This window comes from Bradyrhizobium sp. LTSP857 (assembly GCF_000938285.1).
Lineage (GTDB): Bacteria > Pseudomonadota > Alphaproteobacteria > Rhizobiales > Xanthobacteraceae > Bradyrhizobium.
Genome location: NZ_JYMS01000049.1, coordinates 19,094 through 39,493 on the forward strand (window position 1 = coordinate 19,094; position 20,400 = coordinate 39,493).

Consider the following 20,400-nt stretch of genomic DNA (forward strand, 5'->3'; position numbering starts at 1 on the left):
CCGACCGGGGCGCGACAATAGCGTTTTGTGGTCCCGAAACAACCTCTTGCCCCCAGGCTTTTGGATTGAGGACGATCCGGCCGCGAGTCCCAAAAATCGCGTGAAATATATAGAAATCAGATAGATAAGACGATCTCTCAATGCATCCAGGCAAACGCCTCGCCGCCTCGAAGCAAAAACGTCCCCGCGGGAGGGACGCCCGACCTACTCGCCTTTGTTCTTGTCCTGCAGCGCCTTCAATGCCGCAAAGGGATTGTCCTCGGGGTCGGGAGCGGTGACCTCCACCTCGAATACGGCACCCGGCTTGCGCGGATAGGGATCAACCGCCAGGAACAGCGCGTCGGTGGCGAGCCGGCCAAGGTCGATGATGCCGTTGACGATGGCCTCCGGCGGATCGGCGACCTCCGGTGGCTCCTTATCGTCCTGCCCTTCCTCAATCAGGTCGGCCAGCCGCCGCGCCTCGGCCTCGGGCGCGAATATCAGGTCGATCTCCTCGTCGATCTCGCTCTCGATCGGATCAAGCGTCACCACGCAGGTCTGGCCGACCCGGGCACGGACGTGGCCTGTGACATGGACCCGGCCGCCGCTCTTCGGCACGACGTCGAAACTGGCATGGATCGACGGGACCTCGCGGAGGCCGGCGACCTCGGCGACCGCCTGACGCTCGGCGGCGGAAGCCTCAAGCTCGCGGTGCAGGCCGGTATCGGGAATATGCGCAACCATCACGGGCGAGCGCCAGGGGTCGGGTCCGGTCATCGGTCGGTTCATGGCGTCACATCCTTCGCAATTGGCGCGGGAAACTCGAAGGATCCGAGCAGCAGCGCCGGTTCGCCGGTCAAGCCGAGATTCGCCTCCGTGGCCTGCGCGTAAGCGGCGAGCTGCCGCGCCCGATCCATCGCGGCACCATTCAAGATATTCTTGCAGATCGCCTGCGCCAGCGCTTCGGCCCCGGCATCGATCGCCTGGTCATAGGCCTGGACGCGGCCATAAAAGGCCTCGCCGAAGGCCCGCATCCGCTTTGGGACGGTCTGATCCCCCACACCCATCTCGCGCAGATTATCGTCCATGTCCTCGCAAAAGCGGTCGAACAGGGCCTGCGACAGCTCTACGGCGCCCGGGGCCGTCCGCAGGCGCCGCAGCAACAGCCAGAGATGCAACAGCAACAGGTCGAAACGGCCATTAACCGTATCGGGCACGCCCAAGTCCCGGTAAAATATGGGTTCTCGCGCCTGCGTCACGATCATGCCATAGATGGCCTCAATGGTGCCGGCCGGGGCTAGCCGGGGTTTCCTGAAGTGATTGAACGGCCAAAGCATTGTGGTTTCCGCAAGCGGGCGCGCGCGAGTTGCATTCAGAGCCCCCGCCCGGTACTTCAGCGCCTCGCGCGACGCAAGGGGACGGAATCAGTTCCGCAATGACCATAACGAACCAGACCCGCCTGCGCGCCGACAGACCGCGCGGCCTTCATTCGCGCTGGCGCGCTTTGCGCCTGCTCGCGGCCGTGACCCTGTTCGGCGCGGCGCTCGCCGGCTGTACCGGTGAGCAATTCCAGAAGGGCTACATCCTGCCGCCCGGCGCGCTCGAGCAAATTCCGATCGGCGCGAGCCAGGATCAGGTGCTGATCGTGATGGGCACGCCCTCCACCGTCGCCACGCTGGATGGCGAGGTGTTTTACTACATCTCGCAGCGCTCCGAGCGCGTGGTCGCCTTCATGAACCAGAAGCTGGTCGATCAGCGCGTGATCGCGATCTATTTCGACAAGAACCGGCGCGTGCGCCGGCTTGCGAATTACGGCCTCCAGGACGGCAAGATCTTCGACTTCATCAGCCGGACCACGCCGACCTCGGGTCAGGAGATGAGTTACCTCGCACCGCTGTTCAAGCTGCTCAGCTTCAACTGAGCCCTTGAGCTGAGGTTTGCACCTGCGGCGTCGTGCCGCTCTCCGCGCGGCACTTGCCGTCGCGTGCGACTTGCCGTTGTGCACCGGGTTCCCTACCCTCTCTGCAAAACAAGAAGCAGGGAGTGGATTCGTGTCCAAGAAGTTTCTGTCCCGTCGTCGCGTGCTCGCTGGTGCTGCCGGCCTGTCGGCCGCAGCCATCCTGCCGCGATCGAGCCTCGCTGACTGGAAGCCGACCGAGAATATCCGCGTCATCGTGCCGGCCGCAGCCGGCGGCTCGACCGACGTGATGGGCCGGCTCCTCGCCGCCCATCTCCAGTCCGCCTGGGGCCAGACGGCGGTCGTGGAGAATCGCTCGGGCGGCGGCGGCACCATCGGGACGGCCGAGGTCGTCCGCTCCAAGGCCGACGGCCACACCATCCTGATAGGCAATCCCGGTCCGAACGCGATCGCCTACAGCATCTTCAAGAACCTCACCTACAAGGCGGACCAGCTCCAGCCGGTCTCCAACATGATCCGGATCCCGAACATCGTCTCGGCGCATCCGAAGACCGGCATCAAGTCGATCGCCGAGCTGATCGCTTTCCTCAAGGCCAATCCGGACAAGCTCAGCTACGCCTCCTCCGGCGTCGGCCAGAGCCCGCACCTCACCGGCGCCTGGTTCCTCCAGCTCACCGGGCTGAAGATGACGCACATCCCGTTCCGCGGCGCGGGCCCCGCGCTCCAGGCTGCGCTCGCCGGCGACATCCAGGTCCTGTTCGACAATCTCTATCCGAGCCTTCCGCAGGTGCAGAACGGCACGCTCAACGGCCTCTGCGTCACCACGACCGAGCGCAGCGACCTCGCACTGAACCTGCCGACCATGCGCGAGAGCGCGCCGGAGCTTGCGAATTTCGACATCTCGTCGTGGTTCTCAGTATTCCTGCCGAAAGGCGTCCCCGCTCCGGTGCTCGACGCGCTCAATCTTCAAGTGAAGGCAATGCTTGAGCGCGAGGACATGAAGAAGCAGATCGTCGCCATGGGTGCCCGCGCCGACTACGGCACGCCACAGCAGTTTTCCGACTTCGTGGACGCCGAGACGAAGAAGTTCGCCGGCATCATCGAGAAGGAAGGCTTGCAGATGGATGTGCAGTAGCCTGCCCTTCGTGCGGCGCAGGGGACTTGAACCAGTTGAAGGCGAAGAGGACGGCCGCCGCCAGCGCGACCGCCAACATTGTGCGAGGCCCGGATTGCCGGGCGCCTCTTTGCGCCTTGCCGCAAGTCGGACAGACGGTGTCGGCCGCCAACATGTCGCAGCCGCACCGCATACATTTGGTCGTCTCGAACGTCATGGCGACGCTCCCCTGTAAAACAGACAACAAAAAACCCGCGGCTTGCACCGCGGGTTTGTCGCAGGACACGTGTCCCAGGTTCAGTGTGCCAGGATCGCCAGCAGCAGCAGGGCCACGATGTTGGTGATCTTGATCATCGGGTTCACGGCAGGACCGGCGGTGTCCTTGTAGGGATCACCGACGGTGTCACCGGTCACCGCCGACTTGTGGGCGTCACTGCCCTTGCCGCCGTAATGACCGTCCTCGATGTACTTCTTGGCATTGTCCCAGGCGCCGCCGCCCGAGGTCATGGAGATTGCGACGAACAGGCCCGTCACGATCACGCCGAGCAGCATCGCGCCCACCGCCGAGAATGCCGCCGACTTGCCGGCCGCACCACCGCCCGCGATCGCGTAGATCAGGAAGTAGACGACGATCGGCGACAGCACCGGCAGCAGCGAGGGGATGATCATCTCCTTGATCGCCGCCTTGGTCAGCAAGTCGACCGCCTTGCCGTAATCCGGCTTGTCGGTGCCCTGCATGATGCCCGGCTTCTCGCGGAACTGCCGGCGCACCTCCTCGACGATCGCGCTCGCCGCGCGGCCGACCGCGGTCATGCCCATCGCGCCGAACAGATACGGCAAGAGGCCACCGAACAACAGGCCGACAACCACGTAGGGGTTGTTGAGCGAGAAGTCTGGATTGACGCCGGCGAAATAGGTGTGGTGCGCGGAATCCGCAATGAAGAACTTGAGGTCCTGATTGTAGGCCGCGAACAGCACCAGAGCACCGAGACCGGCGGAGCCGATCGCGTAGCCCTTGGTCACCGCCTTGGTGGTGTTGCCGACCGCGTCGAGCGCATCGGTCGACTTGCGCACCTCTTTCGGCAGTCCCGCCATTTCGGCGATGCCGCCGGCGTTGTCGGTCACCGGGCCGAACGCATCGAGCGCGACGACCATGCCGGCAAGTGCGAGCATGGTGGCGGTCGCGATCGCGATGCCGAACAGGCCGGCCAGGCTGTAGGTGACGAGGATGCCGGCGATGATGACGAGTGCGGGCAGCGCGGTCGACTCCATCGAGATCGCAAGGCCCTGGATCACGTTGGTGCCGTGGCCGGTCACCGACGCGGCCGCGATCGATTTCACCGGACGATAATCGGTGCCGGTGTAGTACTCGGTGATCCAGATGATCAGCGCGGTGACGACGAGGCCGACGATTCCGCATTCGAACAGCGACATGCCGGTATATTCGACGCCGTCGAGCTTGCCGAAGCCGATCAGGGTGTAGATCACCCCTGCGATGCCGACCAGCGACAGGACGCCGGTGGCGATCAGGCCCTTATAGAGCGCGCCCATGATCGACTGGCTCGGCCCGAGCTTCACGAAGAAGGTGCCGATGATCGAGGTGATGATGCAGATGCCGCCGATGGCGAGCGGCAACGTCATCATGTTCATGAGGATCGGCGTCTTGGCGAAGAAGATCGCCGCGAGCACCATGGTGGCGACAGCGGTCACCGCATAGGTCTCGAACAGGTCAGCGGCCATACCGGCGCAGTCACCGACGTTGTCACCGACGTTGTCGGCAATGGTCGCCGGGTTGCGCGGATCATCCTCCGGGATGCCGGCCTCGACCTTGCCGACGAGGTCGCCGCCGACGTCCGCACCCTTGGTGAAGATGCCGCCGCCGAGACGGGCGAAGATCGAGATCAGCGAGGCGCCAAAGCCGAGCGCCACCATGGCGTCGACCACGGTGCGGCTGTCAGGCGCAAGCTTCAGCGAAAAGACCAGGAAGCCGAAGTAGAGCGTCACGCCAAGCAGCGCGAGACCGGCGACCAGCATGCCGGTGATGGCACCCGCCTTGAAGGCGAGCTCGAGACCGCCGGCCAGCGATGTCGTCGCGGCCTGGGCGGTACGCACATTGGCGCGAACCGAGACGTTCATGCCGATGAAGCCGGTCGCCCCCGACAGGATGGCGCCGATGGCAAAACCGATCGCGACGTAGATCCCGAGGAAATAGACGAGCAGCACGAAGATGACGATGCCGACGATACCGATCGTGGTGTACTGGCGCCGCAGGTAGGCCTGTGCGCCTTCGCGCACCGCCGCTGCGATCTCCTGCATGCGCGGAGACCCCGCATCCGCACTCAAAACCGAAGACGTCGCCCAGATCGCGTAGACGACGGAAAGCACTCCGCAGAGCACAATCAACCATAATGCTGTCATGTGATTTTTTGCCTCAGATCCTTGATGTACGTACCCCCGGCGCCTTTGTTTTTCCGTTGTGCGGTGCGGCGCCTTTATGTTGAACAGGGCCGCCCCTTGCCCGAAGGGGCGGCCCTAGTCGGCCACAAGCTTGCCAAAATCAGAATGCGGGTGCAACGCCGTAAGCGGCCGAAAAGGCCGATCTCGGCAGGTATTTAGGCTATGGGCAGGATCGTCGCGTCGTCCCGGGAAATGGCCCCGGAACTGTCCGTCAACGGACACCGCTCGCCTAGGCCGCCGATCTGACGGGATGTCGAGACGTCGACGCGACCTCGATGATCTGACCGTCCGGCATCGTTCGCGTGGTCGCGACCTTGATCTCGTAGACCCCTCCGCCGGGACCGGACTCGGTCCGCACCGTGATCACCTGTTCGGGGGTCACCGGGCCGAGCGGTACATCCTGCTCGGGCAAAACGAGGGTCGCCAGCTTATTGACGAAAACGACAACATACATGCCTTTCGGCATGTTCTTCTTGGACCATTGTCGCAGGTGGTCGTGATACGGCTGCCGGCTCCAGGCCGACGGCAGGCCCGGGTCAACCTGGACCTGGATGTTCAGAGTGACCGGATGGATGGTAACCACCATCTTCGCCTGATCCGGCTTCCACTGCGCCGGCATGGCCGCATCGGTCCGCCAGAGGCAATTGAAGGCGGCGCACTGGCCCGGGAGGTTGTCGTGAATCTTGCAACCCCGGCCCGGCTTGCATTGCCCGCACCACTTGCCCGCGGCCTTATTGATCTCGGGAACGTTGTAGACCTTGCAGCACAGCGTGCAGCTTCCGCATTCCCTTCCGGGAACAGGTTGCAGCTCACTCGCGCTTGAAGCCGCCGTCATCCGAATCGAATCCGTCAGTTGCGATTGCCGATATTACCCGGCAATGGCGCAAAAGCCGAGGGACCCGCCGCGGATCAGAAATGACTGTAGGACAAGCGCCGCAGCGCGATCTGGCTGCCTTGCGCGTCCAACCATCGCGGCGACTCGCTGCCGGCAATGATGGTGCCGATCGTCGTGACGGCAATACCCACCCGTTCCGTCTCCCGCGCGAACTCGGCGCAGCGCGCCTCCGGAACCGCGCACAGGACTTCGTAGTCGTCTCCTCCGGACACGAGCTTTTCGAGGCCGACGGTTGCGAGCGCGGCCGTGGCTGCCGGCGATAGCGGAACGTGGTGCGCCTCGATCACCGCACTGACGCCTGAAGCCGCGCAGAGTTTTGCGAGGTCTCCGGCCAGGCCATCGGACACGTCCATCGCGGCGCTGGCGTGATCCCGCACCACGTCCGCCAGCGCGTTGCGCGGCTGTGGAACGCGATAGCGACCGACCAAGTAGTCCAGCGCGGTGCGATCCTGTGCGAGCGCCGCGGCCACCGCGCCGCCAGTGAGCACGTCGAGGCCGAGGGCGGCGTCGCCAATTGTCCCCGTCACCAGGATACGGTCGCCCGGCTTTGCGCCGGTGCGGCCGACCATCCGCCCCCGCGGCACACGGCCGAAAGCGGTGATCGAAATCATCTGCGGCCCCGGCGTCGACACCGTGTCGCCGCCGAGCAGCGGACAGGCGAAGGTTTTCGCGTCATCGCCGAGCGCGTCCGCGAACGGCCTGAGCCAGGCGTCTTCCTTGCTGCGCAGCGCCAGTGTCAGCACAAAGCCGGCCGGCCGCGCGCCCTTCGCGGCAAGATCGGACAGGTTCACCCGCAGCGCCTTGCGCGCGATGGTGTCGGGAGGATCGGTGGCAAGGTAGTGCACGCCCTCGACCACGGCGTCGGTGGTGACGACGATGTCCTCGCCAGATGAGCTCAGGACGGCGGCGTCGTCGACCAGCCCCAACGCGCCGGGGTCAGTCGCCAGCGGCTTGAAATAGCGCGCGATCACGGAGTCTTCGCCGGAGGGATTGTGCGAGGTCGTCATCGATGTCTGCCCCAACCACCGGCGTCATCGCCCGGCTTGACCGGGCGATCCAGTACGCCGAGACGCCGGATATTTATTACCGCTGCCGCGGAGTACTGGATCACCCGCTTTCGCGGGTGATGACAACGGAATGTGTAACTACCCCCGCCCGAACTCGTCGCCGCGAAACTGGCGGCCGATCTGGTCGAGCACCGCGTTCACCATGCCGGTCTCCTCGCGATCGACGAAGGCATTGGCGACGTCGACATATTCGGACACGACGACGCGGCCGGGCACGTCCTTGCGGTGCTCCAATTCGTAGGCCCCTGCCCGCAGCACCGCGCGCAGGATCGCCTCGATCCGCTTCAGCGGCCAGCCCTTCGACAGCGCCTCGTCGATCAGCGGATCGAGCTTCTTCTGGTCGCGCACGACGCCGGAGACGACGTCGCGGAAGAAGGCGGCTTCCGCCGGCAGATATGTGTCGCCCTCAACCTCGTTGCCGAGCCAGTGGCTCTCGAACTCGGCAAAGATGTCGTTGATGCCGGCGCCGGCGATATCCATTTGGTACAGCGCCTGCACGGCCGCGAGCCGCGCAGCACCGCGCCGGTTCGCTTTCTTCTCAGTGCCAGCCGGCGGCTTTTTGCTGTTGTCGGCCATGATCAAGCCCGCGCCAGCCGGCGTTTTATGCGTAGCATCGCAATCGCGGCGCGCGCGGCATCGCCGCCCTTGTTGAGCTCGCTGGCGCGCGCCCGCGCCCAGGCCTGCGCCTCGGTGTTGACGGTCAGGATGCCGTTGCCGAGCGGCAGCTTTCGCGCGACCGCAAGATCCATCAGCGCGCGGGAGGATTCCTGCGAGACGATCTCGAAATGGATGGTGTCGCCGCGGATCACGCAGCCGAGCGCGATTGCTGCGTCATAAGGCTTGCCGTTGGCGGCGGCCGCATCGACCGCGATCGCGATCGCCGCAGGAATCTCCAGCGCGCCGGGAACCGTGATGACGTCATGGGTCAGGCCGGCCGCCTTCAGCTCGGCCACCGCGCCTTCGAGCATCGCGTCCTGGAGATCGTCATAGAACCGCGCTTCGACAATCAGCGCGCGCGCGCCGGAAATGTCGGTCTGGTCCTTTAGGGGTGCGCGCCGCGCGTCAGCCATAGTCAAATCCGTTTTACAGAGGTCGGCGTTATGTAGTCGCAGCGAGGGGGTAAGCCAAGCACGAATGCTAGAGAGATCGTCATTCCGGGCGAGAAGCCAGCCCGGCATGACGGCTACGCCGTCACTTCATTTCCGTCAGCCGCGCCGCGTAGCGGGCCATCAAATCGACCTCGATATTGATCTCGGTCCCCGCTTTCCAGCCGCCGATCGTCGTGACCGTCAGCGTGTGCGGGATGATCAGCACCGAAAAGGTTACATCCTTGACCGTATTAACCGTCAGCGACACGCCGTCGAGCGTGATCGAGCCCTTGGTGGCGATGAAGCGCGCCAGCTCCCGCGCCGTAGAGAGCTCGAACCGCGCCATGTCAGGCAGGTCCTCGCGGCTAACGATGGTCGCGATCCCGTCGGCATGGCCGGCGACGATGTGGCCGCCGAGCTCGTCGCCGATCTTCAGCGCGCGCTCGAGGTTGAGTTTCGTGCCGACCTTCCAATGCTTCGCGGTGGTCAGCGCCAGCGTCTCGGCGGCAGCGTCGACATCGAACCAGGTCTTTTGAGAGGAGTCCTTGCTGCCTTCAACGCCGGAGGCGACGACGGTCAGGCAGACGCCGTTGCAGGCAATCGAGGCACCATCAGCAATGGTGGTCTGATCATAGCGGCAGGCGATGCGCAGGCGATGCAGCTGCCCCTGCGCCACAGGCGTCAGGCTGACGATCTCGCCGATATCGGTGACAATGCCGGTGAACATGTTAGGCGCGCTCGTAGATGGTGAGAGTATCCTTGTCGAATGTTTCGCTAGCATGAACCTTGAACGCCTGCGACTGCGTGATTTTCGACAGGGGCAATGCATCGAGCGCATCGACCCCTTCGGCGCCGACCGCTTCCGCGCCGCGGAACAGCCAGATCTCGTCGACGAGGTCGGCGGCGACGAACGATGCCGCAACACGGCTGCCGCCCTCGACCATCAACCGCGTGATGCCCTTCTCGGCCAGCGCATGCAGCACGGCCGGAAGATCGAGCCCGGAGGCGCTCCCTGGCGGTACGCGGATGATCTGCGTGCCAGCAGCGCCAAGCCGCGTCGCCGCCGCGGCTTCCGCAAGCTCCGAGCCGATCGCCCAGAGCGGCGTCTCACGCGCGGAACGCACGAGCCGGCTCGATGCCGGAATGCGCAGGCTCTGGTCGAGTACCACGCGCACCGGCGAGCGCGCCGCCATGCCCGGCAGGCGGCAGGTGAGAAGCGGGTCGTCCGCCAGCACCGTGCCGATACCGACCAAAATGGCGTCGCTCGAGGCGCGCAACAGATGCACGCGGTTACGCGCGGCTTCGCCGGTGATCGCGACGGGCTTACCGCCGGCCGCGCCGATCTTGCCGTCGGGCGAGACCGCGAGCTTCAAGATCACGTGCGGGTGCTTGTCACGGATGCGGCGGAAATGCCCGGCATGGTCGAACGCGGCCTCGGCAGCGCACAGGCCGACATCCACCGTGATACCGGCCGCGCGCAAGCGCGCATGGCCCTGCCCGGCGACTTCCGGATTGGGATCCTCGATCGCCGCCACCACCCGCTTAATGCCGGCCGCGATCACCGCGTCGGCGCAAGGCGGCGACTTGCCGAAATGCGAGCACGGCTCGAGCGTGACGTAGAGCGTGGCGCCGCGCGCCGCCTCGCCCGCGCGCCGCAGCGCCTCGGGCTCGGCATGCGGTCGACCGCCGGGTTGGGTCCAGCCGCGACCGACGATCACCCCGTCCTTGACGATGACGGCGCCCACCGCCGGGTTCGGCCAGGTGCGCCCCTGCCCGCGCTTCCCCAACGCCAGCGCAAGCTCCATGAAGCGTCGATCGGCGTCCTTAGAGTCGCGGGCCTTCTGCGCAAATTGATCTTCCAGGATGCGGAAGATCATTTGCGTACCGTTGCAAGCCGCGCTTCCTCCTCACCGGAGAGCTCGCCGAGCACATCGGCGAAGTCCTTGGCCTCACGGAAATTGCGATAGACGGACGCGAAGCGCACATAGGCGACGTCGTCGAGCGTGCGCAGATGCTCCATCACGGTCTCGCCGATCACCTCGGAGGAGATCTCGGCCTCGCCGCCGGTCTCGAGCTCGCGCACGATGGTGGACACCATCTTCTCCACGCGCTCCGGTTCGACCGGACGCTTGCGCAAGCTGATCGACACCGAGCGCATCAGCTTGTCGCGGTCGAACGGCACGCGGCGGCCGTTGCGCTTGATCACGGTGAGTTCGCGCAGCTGCACGCGCTCGAAGGTGGTGAAGCGGAAATTACAGGCGACGCACACGCGCCGCCTGCGGATCACGGAAGAGTCCTCGGTCGGACGCGAGTCCTTTACCTGCGTATCGAGACTGTTGCAGTTCGGGCAGCGCATCCGTTTACCTTGACCAGTTCACTTACCAGTTTACTTGGACCTTACTGATAGATCGGGAACCGGTCTGTGAGCGCCTTGACCCGTTCCTTGATCGCGGCTTCCACCAGCGGCGCCTTGCCGTCGGATGACTGCGCGATCGCATTCAGGACCTCGGCGATCATGCCGCCGACCTGCTGGAATTCGGCGACGCCGAAGCCGCGGGTGGTCGCAGCCGGCGTGCCCAGCCGAATCCCCGAGGTGACGAACGGCGACTCGGGATCGAACGGAATACCGTTCTTGTTGCAGGTGATGGCGGCGCGGACCAGCGCCTTCTCCGACGCGTTGCCCTTCAGGCCCTTCGGCCTGAGGTCGACCAGCATCAGATGGTTGTCGGTGCCGCCGGAGACAATATCGAACCCGTGGCTCTTCAGCGTCTCGGCGAGCGCCTTGGCGTTCTCGACGACGTTCTTCGCATAGACTTTGAAGTCCGGCCGCAGCGCCTCGCCGAAGGCGACAGCCTTGGCCGCGATCACATGCATCAGCGGGCCGCCCTGAAGCCCCGGGAAGATCGCCGAGTTGAGCTTCTTGGTCAGCGTCTCGTCATTCCACAGCATCAGGCCGCCGCGCGGGCCGCGCAGCGATTTGTGCGTCGTGGTCGTGGTGACATGCGCATACGGCACCGGCGAAGCATGCACGCCGCCGGCGACGAGGCCGGCAAAGTGCGCCATGTCGACCAGCAGATACGCGCCGACCGAATCCGCGATCTCGCGGAAACGCTTGAAATCCCAGGCGCGCGAATAGGCCGAGCCGCCGGCAATGATCAGCTTCGGCTTGACCTCTTCGGCCTGCTTGGCCACCGCATCCATGTCGATGAGCTGATCCTCGCGGCGCACGGTGTAGTGCGCGGCCTTGAACCATTTGCCGCTCATGTTGACGGGCGAGCCATGGGTGAGATGGCCGCCGGCCGAAAGATCGAGACCCATGAAGGTGTCGCCCGGCTGGAGCAGTGCCAGAAACACCGCCTGATTCATCTGGCTGCCGGAGTTCGGCTGCACGTTGGCGAACTTCGCGCCGAACAGCTTCTTGGCGCGATCGATCGCGAGATTCTCGGCGACGTCGACCCACTCACAACCGCCGTAGTAGCGCGCGCCCGGATAACCTTCCGCGTATTTGTTGGTCATCACCGAACCCTGTGCTTCCAGCACGGCACGGCTGACGATGTTCTCGGAGGCGATCAGCTCGACCTCATGGCGCTGCCGGCCGAGCTCGCCCTTGATGGCGGCGGCGATTTCCGGGTCGGCCTGGTCGAGCGGAGCGGTGAAAAACGAATCGGGCGCGGAGGCGGTTTTGGCGAAGGTCATCTTGCGAATATCTCCACCGCCGCAGCCTTTTGGCGGGCTACGGGCGGGTCTGGTGTGGTGATCGGAGCGGCGACCGCGATCTACCACATCACCCGCCCCCGGCCAAGTAGTTGCGGGTCAGGCCTGATATTTATGCAAGATATGGTGGGGATTGAAGGATACGGGCGACCCGCGCATTCGCTTGAGCCGTCCGGTCTCGCCTTGTCCAGGAAGGGCCGATTTGGACCTTAATGCCGGGGCGGAGCCGGCCGATGGTGGCCAGCCGCTCTCTACCGCCTGCGGTTCTAAAGCCCGGTATAGCCCGCCTTGACCGGGTCCACGGTGCCGTCCAGCTGGCGCAGATAGGTCAAGCCGCACACCGTCAACCTGTGGGTGTCTTTCTCGCCGGCTTCCATCAGGGTGTTCAGGTAGTTCGTCACCTTGGCCCGCGCCTCTGCGCTCGCCGCGGACGTACGGTTGGCGAGCAAATCATAGGTTTGCATGATGCGGTCGATAGCGGCTTCCATAGCACCCTCTGGTTCTCTGAGATTTTGGGAGTTTTGATCAGGCAACCGCTCGGACCTCGGCTTGCGCCTCGAACCTGGTGATGGCCTTGTTGGCCAGCCTGATCTTGTTGAATTCACCGTGCTGGAGCAGCTTGATGATGATCTCGAGCAGGCGCTCATTGGTGACGAGCGTGTCAGGGATCGCGCCGGAGCGGCGAAGATAGTTCGCGGCGATGGCGTAGGCATCGCTCACGAGCTCGACGTTCATAGCCTGCAACCCGCGTTCGATCAGCATCGCATCCTCCGATCCGGAGACATAACCGCGAGGCCGGGAACTGGTTCCGCCAGATCGTCTCATTTTTTTCGCAACCGCGAAATGACAAAACGCACCGGTCCGGGCAGAGCCCGACCGATGCGCTTGGGGAAGTGAGGCACGTTCGCGAGGCTCGCCGGTCTTGTTGGGCCGGCTTGGCCTTCGTCCTTCTTAAAAACTCAGAGCCGATACAGGATCTGGTCGGTCCAGAACCGCTCGAGGCGGTGCAGCGACTTGTTCAGGGTCGAGAACTCCTCGCCCGAGATGCCGCCGACCTGTTCCACGGTCTTGACGTGCTTCTGGTAGAGGGAGTCGACGATGCGGCGGACTTCCTGGCCCTGCGGGGTCAGGCGGATGCGCACCGAGCGGCGATCAACGCGCGAGCGCTGATGATCGAGGAAGCCGAGCTCGACGAGCTTCTTCAGATTGTAGGAGACGTTGGAGCCGAGATAGTAACCGCGCGTGCGCAGCTCGCCCGCGGTCAGCTCCTTGTCGCCGATGTTATAGAGCAGGAGCGCCTGCACCGAATTGATGTCGGCGCGACCACGACGATCGAACTCGTCCTTGATCACGTCGAGGAGACGGCGATGCAGCCGCTCCACCAGAGTCAAGGCTTCCAGATAGAGCGTCTGCACCGAGCCCTGCTGGCCGGAGACGCGTTCCGCGGTATCTGCCGCAGTTGCGACGGCTTTCATCATGACACTTCCCCTGTTGTCGTTTTTATCGACACTTATTCGACGAAACTTGTGTCCCGTCTGATAGGTGCAACTTAAGGGGAGGCGTTTGAAGATCGGCTTAAATAAGAGAATAAAGAGATCATGAATTTAAGACAGTGAATTGCGCATTAAGCCTGTGCCACAAGCACTTTTCGCAACCCTCTGTTGACCGTGGCAAGGTCCTGTTCACCCTCCGTCCGCCCATTCTGTCGCATTCCAGAACAGCGGCGCCCCGTTTCGAAACGCGCGCGTAACAGCTGTGGCGGATCGCGCTAGGTCAATGAAAAGTTACCTCGAATTTTACGCAACGAGTGGTCAACCACGCGCGCGTGAAACGTCTCGTGTCCCGGAGCTGAACATCGACTATGGCGGCCGTTCGCGCGCGGCCATCCAGGCGAGCGCGAGATAGGCTGCGAGCATGAAGGCTTCCACCGCGACGACGACCAGGCTGCCGCCGTAGATGCCCGGGAACATCAGCTCGATCACCGCCATCGACACCACGGTGGTGAGCCACACCACCGCGCCCCAGGGCGTTGCCAGCCACAGGCCCACCGCTGCGACGAGCTCGATCACGGCGAAATAGATGGTCGAGGCCTGCCAGGCCATCGACTGGTTCTCGAACGCCTCGTCCTCGCCGCCGACGAAGCCCGTCACCTGCGCCCAATGGTAGAGGCCCTTGAGGATCGACAGCAGCGCCATCACCCGCAGGAACAGCACCAGTCGGCGCGTCCAGACATTGTCGTCGGACTCCGGGCGCTCCGACGAGATCGCCGCCACCGACATTGCGTTGTCTCTGGCATTGTCTCGTGCGGCGTCCCTGGCATTGGCGCTGTCGCGGGCCGCATCGCGGCTGGAGATCTCGGACATGGCCCCCTTCTGGCTGTTTCGCCCCACAAAATCAATCGGCTGCCATCCTTTGCGGCAGATCAAGCCGCGGTGACGGGAACCACGCGAACTGGTATAAGAATAATTCCAGCCGGAGGAAGAGTGATGGCGATCAAATACGGACGTCCGATCGAACTGCGCGAGGTCGCGCGCGGGACTGGTGCGGGAGCCTCCCCTGCCCTCGATCTGACCATCCGCCCGCGCCGCAACCGCAAGGCCGAATGGGCCCGGCGCATGGTGCGCGAGAACGTGCTGACCACCGACGATTTGATCTGGCCGCTGTTCCTGATCGACGGCAACAACAAGCGCGAGCAGATCGCCTCGATGCCGGGCGTCGAGCGCCTCAGCGTCGACCAGGCCGTGCGCGACGCCGAGCGCGCAATGAAGCTGACGATTCCCTGCATCGCACTGTTTCCCTACACCGACCCGTCCCTGCGCGACGAAGAGGGCTCGGAAGCCACCAACCCGAACAATCTGGTCTGCCAGGCCGTGCGCGCAATCAAGAAGGAGTTTCCCGATCTCGGCATACTCTGCGATGTCGCGCTCGATCCCTTCACCAGCCACGGCCATGATGGCCTGATCACTGACGGCAAGATCTTGAACGACGAGACGGTCGCCGTGCTGGTACGCCAGGCTCTGGTGCAAGCCGAGGCCGGCTGCGACATCATCGCGCCCTCCGACATGATGGACGGCCGCGTCGCCGCGATCCGCGAGGGGCTCGACCACGCCGGCCTGCTCGACGTGCAGATCATGGCCTATGCGGCAAAATACGCCTCAGCCTTCTACGGCCCGTTCCGCGACGCCATCGGCTCGGCCAAGACGCTGACCGGCGACAAGCGCACCTACCAGATGGACAGCGCCAACACCGACGAGGCGCTGCGCGAAGTCGAGCTCGACATCGCCGAGGGCGCCGACATGGTGATGGTGAAACCCGGCATGCCCTATCTCGACGTGGTCCGGCGCGTGAAAGACACGTTTGCGATGCCGACCTTCGCCTACCAGGTCTCCGGCGAATACGCGATGATCGCGGCTGCGGCCAACAACGGCTGGCTCGACGGCGAGCGCGCGATGATGGAAAGCCTGCTCGCCTTCAAGCGCGCCGGCGCCGACGGCGTGCTCAGCTATTTTGCGCCGAAGGCGGCGGAGAAGCTGCGGGCGCAGGGGTAGGCCCCAACGTCGTCCCGGCGCAGGCCGGGACCCATACCGCGTGATCTGTCGACGGCGCGCGGTAGCCGTACCGATGAAGAAATCACTGTAAGTCTTCGCCAAACTCCTCCCTGGGGTTATGGGTCCCGGCCTGCGCCGGGACGACATTGTGGATGTGGCGCGAGCATCGCCGCCCGACCCCCGCCCCCGAATCGCCGGAATATTTCGGCTTGTTAATCCCAGCGCGCCCTTGGCACGGGGATGACATGTTCCCATGTCCTGCCACGGGAGTTTTCCCTGGGAGGACGGACAATGTCGTATTCGGACTCGGGCAATTCAGGCGGCCAGTCGGGCGCCTGGCGCAGTGACGGCGCGGCTCATGCGTACGATCCCTATCTGCATCCGGAACTGTTCCGCGGCGTGGCGACGAGGCGGGTGTTCGCATTCCTGATCGACATGGTCGTGATCTCCGTTCCCGTCATCCTCGGCTACCTCTTCATCGCCGTGTTCGGCGTGGTCACGCTCGGCCTCGGCTGGGCCCTGTTCTGGCTGGCCTGGCCGGCCTCCGTGGTCTGGGCCATCGTCTATTACGGCGCTTGCATCGGCGGTCCCTCGTCGGCGACGATCGGGATGCGGGTGATGGACCTCGAATTGCGCACCTGGTACGGCGCACCCGGCTATTTCGTGCTCGGCGCCACCCATGCCGTGCTGTTCTGGGTGACGGTGTCGTTCCTTTCCCCCTTCGTCGTCCTGGTCGGCCTGTTCAACGGTCGTCGGCGCCTGCTGCATGATTTCGTGCTGGGAACAGTCCTGATCAACAACTCCGTCCGTACGCCCGTGCCTCAAGCCACCAGAACCTATTGATCAAGAACCTATCAACCAGGACCGACTAAGCTGTCTGATCTGACCTGCTGAGCAGACCAATTGACCGGGGGCTTTCGTAGCGCGATGCTGATACTCAGTTCGGAGGCCCACGACGTCCCTTGACCCAGCACTCGCGAGACACCCCCCAATTTTACCTCACGGCGCCCTCGCCCTGCCCCTATTTGCCGGGCCGGCATGAGCGCAAGGTGTTTACGCACCTCGTGGGTGAGCGTGCCGGCGACCTCAATGACCTCCTGACCCATGGCGGCTTCCGCCGCAGCCAGTCGATCGCCTACCGGCCGGCCTGCGACCAGTGCCGCGCCTGCGTCTCGGTCCGGGTGGTCGCCAACGAGTTCCGCCCCTCCCGCAACTTCCGCAAGGTGATGGCGCGCAATTCCGACATCATCGGCGAGCAGCGCAGCGCGGTGCCGACCTCCGAGCAATATTCGGTGTTCCGCGCCTATCTCGACTCCCGCCACCGCCACGGCGGCATGGCCGACATGACCGTGCTCGACTACGCCATGATGGTCGAGGACAGCCATGTCGAGACCCGCATCATCGAATACCGCAAGCGCGGTCCCGACAGCGGCATCACCGGCCGCGGCGAAGAGCTGATCGCGGTGGCGCTGACCGACGTGCTCAGCGACGGCCTGTCGATGGTCTATTCGTTCTTCGAGCCGGGCCAGGTCAGCCGCTCGATGGGGACCTTCATGATCCTCGACCACATCGCCCGCGCCCGCCGGCAAGGCCTGCCCTACGTCTATCTCGGCTACTGGATCGAGGGCTCCAAGAAGATGGACTACAAGGCCCGTTTTCTGCCGCAGCAGCGCTTGGCACCGTCAGGCTGGCTGCGCATCGATGCGCAGGGGGATGCCGCGTCCGAGCCGCAGGATTAGTTCTCTCGTCATGCCCCGCGAAGGCGGGCGCCTAAGGTTCAAAACAATCGTCTCTGGAATACTGGGTCGTCCGGTCAAGCCGGACGACGACAGCTGTGGTGCCCTCACCCGAACAGCGTATCCACCAGCAGCTTTACGTTCAAAACCACGATCACGCCCGCGACGATCCATGCGATCGCGGCGACCCAAACCGGAATCGCGAACTGACCCATCTTGCGGCGGTCGGAGACGAAGCGGACCAGCGGGATCACTGCGAAGGGCAGCTGCATCGACAGCACGACCTGGCTGAACACCAGCAGATCCGCGGTACCGCGCTCGCCATAGATCGCCGTGACGATGATCACCGGAACGATGGCGATGCCGCGCGTGAGCAGGCGGCGTGCCCAGCTCGGCAGGCGCAAATCGAGAAAGCCTTCCATCACGATCTGGCCGGCGAGGGTCGCCGTGACAGTCGAGTTCAGGCCCGAGGCGAGCAGCGCAATCGCAAACAGCGTCGAGGCGACGCCGAGGCCGAGCAGCGGCGAGAGCAACTCGAACGCCTGGCCGATCTCGGCGACGTCCGAGTGTCCGCTCTTGTGGAAGGTCGCGGCTGCGACCACGAGGATGGCCGCGTTGATGAACAGCGCCAGCATCAGCGCGATGGTCGAGTCCGTCGTCGCCCATTTGATCGCGTCGCGCCGGCCGGTGTCGTTGCGCTCATAGGCGCGCGTCTGCACGATCGATGAGTGCAGATAGAGATTATGCGGCATCACTGTCGCGCCGATGATGCCGATCGCGATGTAGAGCATCTCGGGATTGGTGACGATCTCGCTCTTCGGCATGAAGCCGTGCAGGACGTCCGCCACCGGCGGCGCCGCAGCGACGATCTGGACCGCGAAGCAGACCGCGATCACCGCAAGCAGCGCCATCACGAAAGCTTCGAGGAAACGGAAGCCGCGGTTCATCAGGAGCAGCAGCAGGAAGGCATCCAGTGCAGCAAGCAGCGCGCCGCCAATCAGGGGAATGCCGAACAACAGCTTGAGCGCGATCGCGGTGCCGATGACCTCGGCGAGATCGCAGGCGATGATCGCCGCCTCGCAGGCGAGCCACAGCACGAAGTTCGTTGCAGGCGAATAGGTCGCGCGGCAGGCCTGCGCGAGGTCACGGTCCGTGACGATGCCGAGCCGTGCTGCCAGCGCCTGCAACAGGATCGCCATCAAATTCGAGAGCAGAATGACCGAGAGCAGCGTGTAGCCAAACTTCGATCCGCCGGCGAGATCGGTCGCCCAATTGCCGGGGTCCATGTAGCCGACCGAGACCAGATAGCCCGGGCCGACGAAGGCGAGCAGCCGGCGCCACCACACCCCCGCCGTTGGGACTGCGACGGAGGCATTCACCTCGGCCAGGCTCTTGATCGTCGGCGCGTCGGTGCGCCAGCCGGCGGCGGTTTGGGTCAGTTCGGGAGATCGGGCATCCATGCTGGCACAATACCGGAGTCGAGTCTTATTGCAACTCATTTGCAACTGCATCTAGCCGCATCGGTTCCCGTCGCGGCCCGGTTCTGCCCAGCCCTGTCGGGAAGCGGGTGGGTTTGGCCGTCCCCGGAGGCGGATACTGGCGCGAATTCGACTTTGCAGGAAATGAGCCATGTCAACGACGCCCCGCCTCCCCGATACGTTCAATCGCCTCGCCTGGTCCAACCTCGCGGCACAGTCGGCCGAGCAGATCGCGCTGGCCGCAGCCCCCATCGTCGCCGTACTGACGCTCGGCGTCGCCGAAGGCCAGACCGGCCTGCTACAGACCGCCCTCACCTTACCGTTCGTCCTGTTCGCCATTCCGGCCGGCCTGCTCGCCGACCGCATCTCGCGCCGCGCGCTGATGGCGGGCGCCGAAGCGCTGCGGGCCGCGGCCCTCGCGGCAATCGTGCTGCTGCTCGCGCTCGGCGCGCTCAATCTGTCGATGCTGGCGCTGCTTGGCTTTGTCGCTGTGTGCGGCACCGTCGTCTACAGCGTGGCTGCGCCGGCGCTGGTGCCCTCGCTGGTGAGCTCGGACCTGTTGCCGGCTGCCAATGCGCGGATTGAACTCGCGCGCACCATCGCCTTTGCCAGTGGCCCTGCTGTGGGCGGCGTGTTGGTCGGCTGGTGGGGCGCGAGCCCCGCCTTCGGCTTCGCCGCCGCACTTTCGGCGCTCGCCGTAGTGCTGCTCTCCGGTATCTACGAGCCGGCGCGCGCACCGACGCCGCAGCGTCATCCGTTCCAGGACATCCGTGAGGGCGCGGCGTTCGTCTTCCACCACCCGCTGCTGCGGCCCGTGTTCATCACTCAGTTCATCTTCAACACCGGATGGTTTTTGCAGATCGCGGTGTTCGTGCCCTACGCCGTGCGCCATCTCGGCCTGACGGCGGCTGGGGTCGGAACCGTGCTGACGATGTACGGCGTCGGCATGGTGATCGGCGCGCTGCTTGCCACCCGCGTGATGAAGCGCATCGCCTTCGGTACCGTGGTCGGCCTCGGCCCGGTCGCCGGCTTCGTCGCCGCGGTGGTGATGGCGTTGACGGTGCTGGTGCCATCGCCGTGGCTCGCGGCCTTAAGCTTCTTCCTGCTCGGCGTTGGGCCGATCCTGTGGGTGATCTCGACCACGACGCTGCGCCAGTCGGTGACGCCGCCGCGGCTGTTGGGGCGTGTCTCCGCCATCAACATCATGAGCTACGGCGCCCGCCCGCTCGGCTCGGCGCTCGGTGCCATCGTCGGTGGCTTCTACAGTGCGGAAGCTTGCCTCTATCTCGCGGCCGCCGTGTTCGGCGTGCAGGCGCTGGTGATCTGGCTCTCGCCTGCGGTGGCATTGGATCGGCAGCCGGACATGGTGGGGGACGGCGCGGGCGCGGCGGCGCGGTGTTAATCGC

22 protein-coding genes are annotated in these 20,400 nt (G+C 64.8%); 6 read left to right on the plus strand and 16 right to left on the minus strand.

What is annotated here, in order from left to right; genetic code table 11:
- Positions 1-204: 204 nt before the first annotated feature.
- Entirely contained in the window at positions 205-768 is a 564-nt protein-coding gene (locus UP06_RS33355) for a YceD family protein (RefSeq protein ID WP_045007959.1), read from the minus strand.
- Positions 765-1,316 carry a ubiquinol-cytochrome C chaperone family protein gene (locus UP06_RS33360; protein WP_045007960.1) on the minus strand — a complete coding sequence of 184 codons (552 nt, stop codon included), beginning with the start codon at positions 1,314-1,316 and terminating at the stop codon, positions 765-767. Before UP06_RS33360 ends, UP06_RS33355 begins: the two co-directional genes overlap by 4 nt.
- A 98-nt stretch (positions 1,317-1,414) precedes the next feature.
- Here UP06_RS33360 and UP06_RS33365 point away from each other — a divergent pair, with 98 nt between their 5' ends.
- Positions 1,415-1,900 (plus strand): outer membrane protein assembly factor BamE, encoded by a 486-nt coding sequence (locus UP06_RS33365; RefSeq protein ID WP_045007961.1) that lies wholly within the window; start codon positions 1,415-1,417, stop codon positions 1,898-1,900.
- Positions 1,901-2,030: 130 nt separating this feature from the next.
- Positions 2,031-3,032: a Bug family tripartite tricarboxylate transporter substrate binding protein gene (locus tag UP06_RS33370; RefSeq protein ID WP_045007962.1), complete on the plus strand. Its 1,002-nt coding sequence runs from the start codon at positions 2,031-2,033 to the stop codon at positions 3,030-3,032.
- Between the two features lie 276 nt (positions 3,033-3,308).
- On the opposite strand, the gene UP06_RS33375 is transcribed toward UP06_RS33370, so the two are convergent.
- From UP06_RS33375 to UP06_RS33435, 13 genes are all read right to left on the minus strand, one after another.
- A complete protein-coding gene (locus UP06_RS33375; RefSeq protein ID WP_045007963.1) occupies positions 3,309-5,429 on the minus strand; it encodes a sodium-translocating pyrophosphatase in 2,121 nt (706 codons plus the stop codon).
- Between the two features lie 268 nt (positions 5,430-5,697).
- Complete coding sequence (locus tag UP06_RS33380) at positions 5,698-6,303, minus strand: hypothetical protein (RefSeq protein ID WP_045007964.1); 606 nt, start codon at positions 6,301-6,303, stop codon at positions 5,698-5,700.
- 74 nt (positions 6,304-6,377) lie between these two features.
- Positions 6,378-7,370: a thiamine-phosphate kinase gene (thiL, locus tag UP06_RS33385; protein ID WP_045007965.1), complete on the minus strand. Its 993-nt coding sequence runs from the start codon at positions 7,368-7,370 to the stop codon at positions 6,378-6,380.
- Between the two features lie 138 nt (positions 7,371-7,508).
- Positions 7,509-8,006 (minus strand): transcription antitermination factor NusB, encoded by a 498-nt coding sequence (gene nusB / locus UP06_RS33390; protein WP_045007966.1) that lies wholly within the window; start codon positions 8,004-8,006, stop codon positions 7,509-7,511.
- 2 nt (positions 8,007-8,008) lie between these two features.
- Positions 8,009-8,500, minus strand: coding sequence for a 6,7-dimethyl-8-ribityllumazine synthase (ribH, locus tag UP06_RS33395; protein WP_007611095.1), 492 nt, complete (start codon positions 8,498-8,500; stop codon positions 8,009-8,011).
- Between the two features lie 121 nt (positions 8,501-8,621).
- Entirely contained in the window at positions 8,622-9,245 is a 624-nt protein-coding gene (locus tag UP06_RS33400; protein WP_045007967.1) for a riboflavin synthase, read from the minus strand.
- A 1-nt stretch (position 9,246) separates the two neighbouring features.
- Positions 9,247-10,395, minus strand: a complete 1,149-nt coding sequence (gene ribD, locus UP06_RS33405; RefSeq protein WP_045007968.1) for a bifunctional diaminohydroxyphosphoribosylaminopyrimidine deaminase/5-amino-6-(5-phosphoribosylamino)uracil reductase RibD — start codon at positions 10,393-10,395, stop codon at positions 9,247-9,249.
- A complete protein-coding gene (gene nrdR, locus UP06_RS33410; protein ID WP_045007969.1) occupies positions 10,392-10,874 on the minus strand; it encodes a transcriptional regulator NrdR in 483 nt (160 codons plus the stop codon). The genes ribD and nrdR overlap by 4 nt, the downstream gene beginning before the upstream one ends.
- Before the next feature lie 41 nt (positions 10,875-10,915).
- Positions 10,916-12,214 carry a serine hydroxymethyltransferase gene (glyA, locus tag UP06_RS33415; protein WP_045007970.1) on the minus strand — a complete coding sequence of 433 codons (1,299 nt, stop codon included), beginning with the start codon at positions 12,212-12,214 and terminating at the stop codon, positions 10,916-10,918.
- A 284-nt stretch (positions 12,215-12,498) separates the two neighbouring features.
- Positions 12,499-12,720 (minus strand): hypothetical protein, encoded by a 222-nt coding sequence (locus UP06_RS33420; RefSeq protein ID WP_045007971.1) that lies wholly within the window; start codon positions 12,718-12,720, stop codon positions 12,499-12,501.
- A 37-nt stretch (positions 12,721-12,757) separates the two neighbouring features.
- On the minus strand, positions 12,758-12,994 hold the full coding sequence (locus UP06_RS33425) for a hypothetical protein (protein WP_045007972.1): 237 nt from the start codon (positions 12,992-12,994) through the stop codon (positions 12,758-12,760).
- 197 nt (positions 12,995-13,191) lie between these two features.
- Positions 13,192-13,710 carry a transcriptional regulator LdtR gene (gene ldtR, locus UP06_RS33430; protein WP_007603420.1) on the minus strand — a complete coding sequence of 173 codons (519 nt, stop codon included), beginning with the start codon at positions 13,708-13,710 and terminating at the stop codon, positions 13,192-13,194.
- A 381-nt stretch (positions 13,711-14,091) separates the two neighbouring features.
- Positions 14,092-14,595 carry a DUF6163 family protein gene (locus UP06_RS33435; protein ID WP_045007973.1) on the minus strand — a complete coding sequence of 168 codons (504 nt, stop codon included), beginning with the start codon at positions 14,593-14,595 and terminating at the stop codon, positions 14,092-14,094.
- A gap of 123 nt (positions 14,596-14,718) precedes the next feature.
- Between UP06_RS33435 and hemB the strand changes: the two genes are divergently transcribed.
- From hemB to UP06_RS33450, 3 genes are all read left to right on the plus strand, one after another.
- Positions 14,719-15,780 (plus strand): porphobilinogen synthase, encoded by a 1,062-nt coding sequence (gene hemB / locus UP06_RS33440; protein WP_045007974.1) that lies wholly within the window; start codon positions 14,719-14,721, stop codon positions 15,778-15,780.
- A 291-nt stretch (positions 15,781-16,071) separates the two neighbouring features.
- Positions 16,072-16,623 carry an RDD family protein gene (locus UP06_RS33445; protein ID WP_045007975.1) on the plus strand — a complete coding sequence of 184 codons (552 nt, stop codon included), beginning with the start codon at positions 16,072-16,074 and terminating at the stop codon, positions 16,621-16,623.
- A gap of 119 nt (positions 16,624-16,742) precedes the next feature.
- Entirely contained in the window at positions 16,743-17,519 is a 777-nt protein-coding gene (locus UP06_RS33450; protein ID WP_045007976.1) for an arginyltransferase, read from the plus strand.
- Between the two features lie 104 nt (positions 17,520-17,623).
- Here UP06_RS33450 and UP06_RS33455 read toward each other — a convergent pair whose 3' ends face one another.
- A complete protein-coding gene (locus UP06_RS33455; protein ID WP_045007977.1) occupies positions 17,624-18,976 on the minus strand; it encodes an Nramp family divalent metal transporter in 1,353 nt (450 codons plus the stop codon).
- 169 nt (positions 18,977-19,145) lie between these two features.
- Between UP06_RS33455 and UP06_RS33460 the strand changes: the two genes are divergently transcribed.
- On the plus strand, positions 19,146-20,396 hold the full coding sequence (locus UP06_RS33460) for an MFS transporter (protein WP_045007978.1): 1,251 nt from the start codon (positions 19,146-19,148) through the stop codon (positions 20,394-20,396).
- Positions 20,397-20,400: the final 4 nt, after the last annotated feature.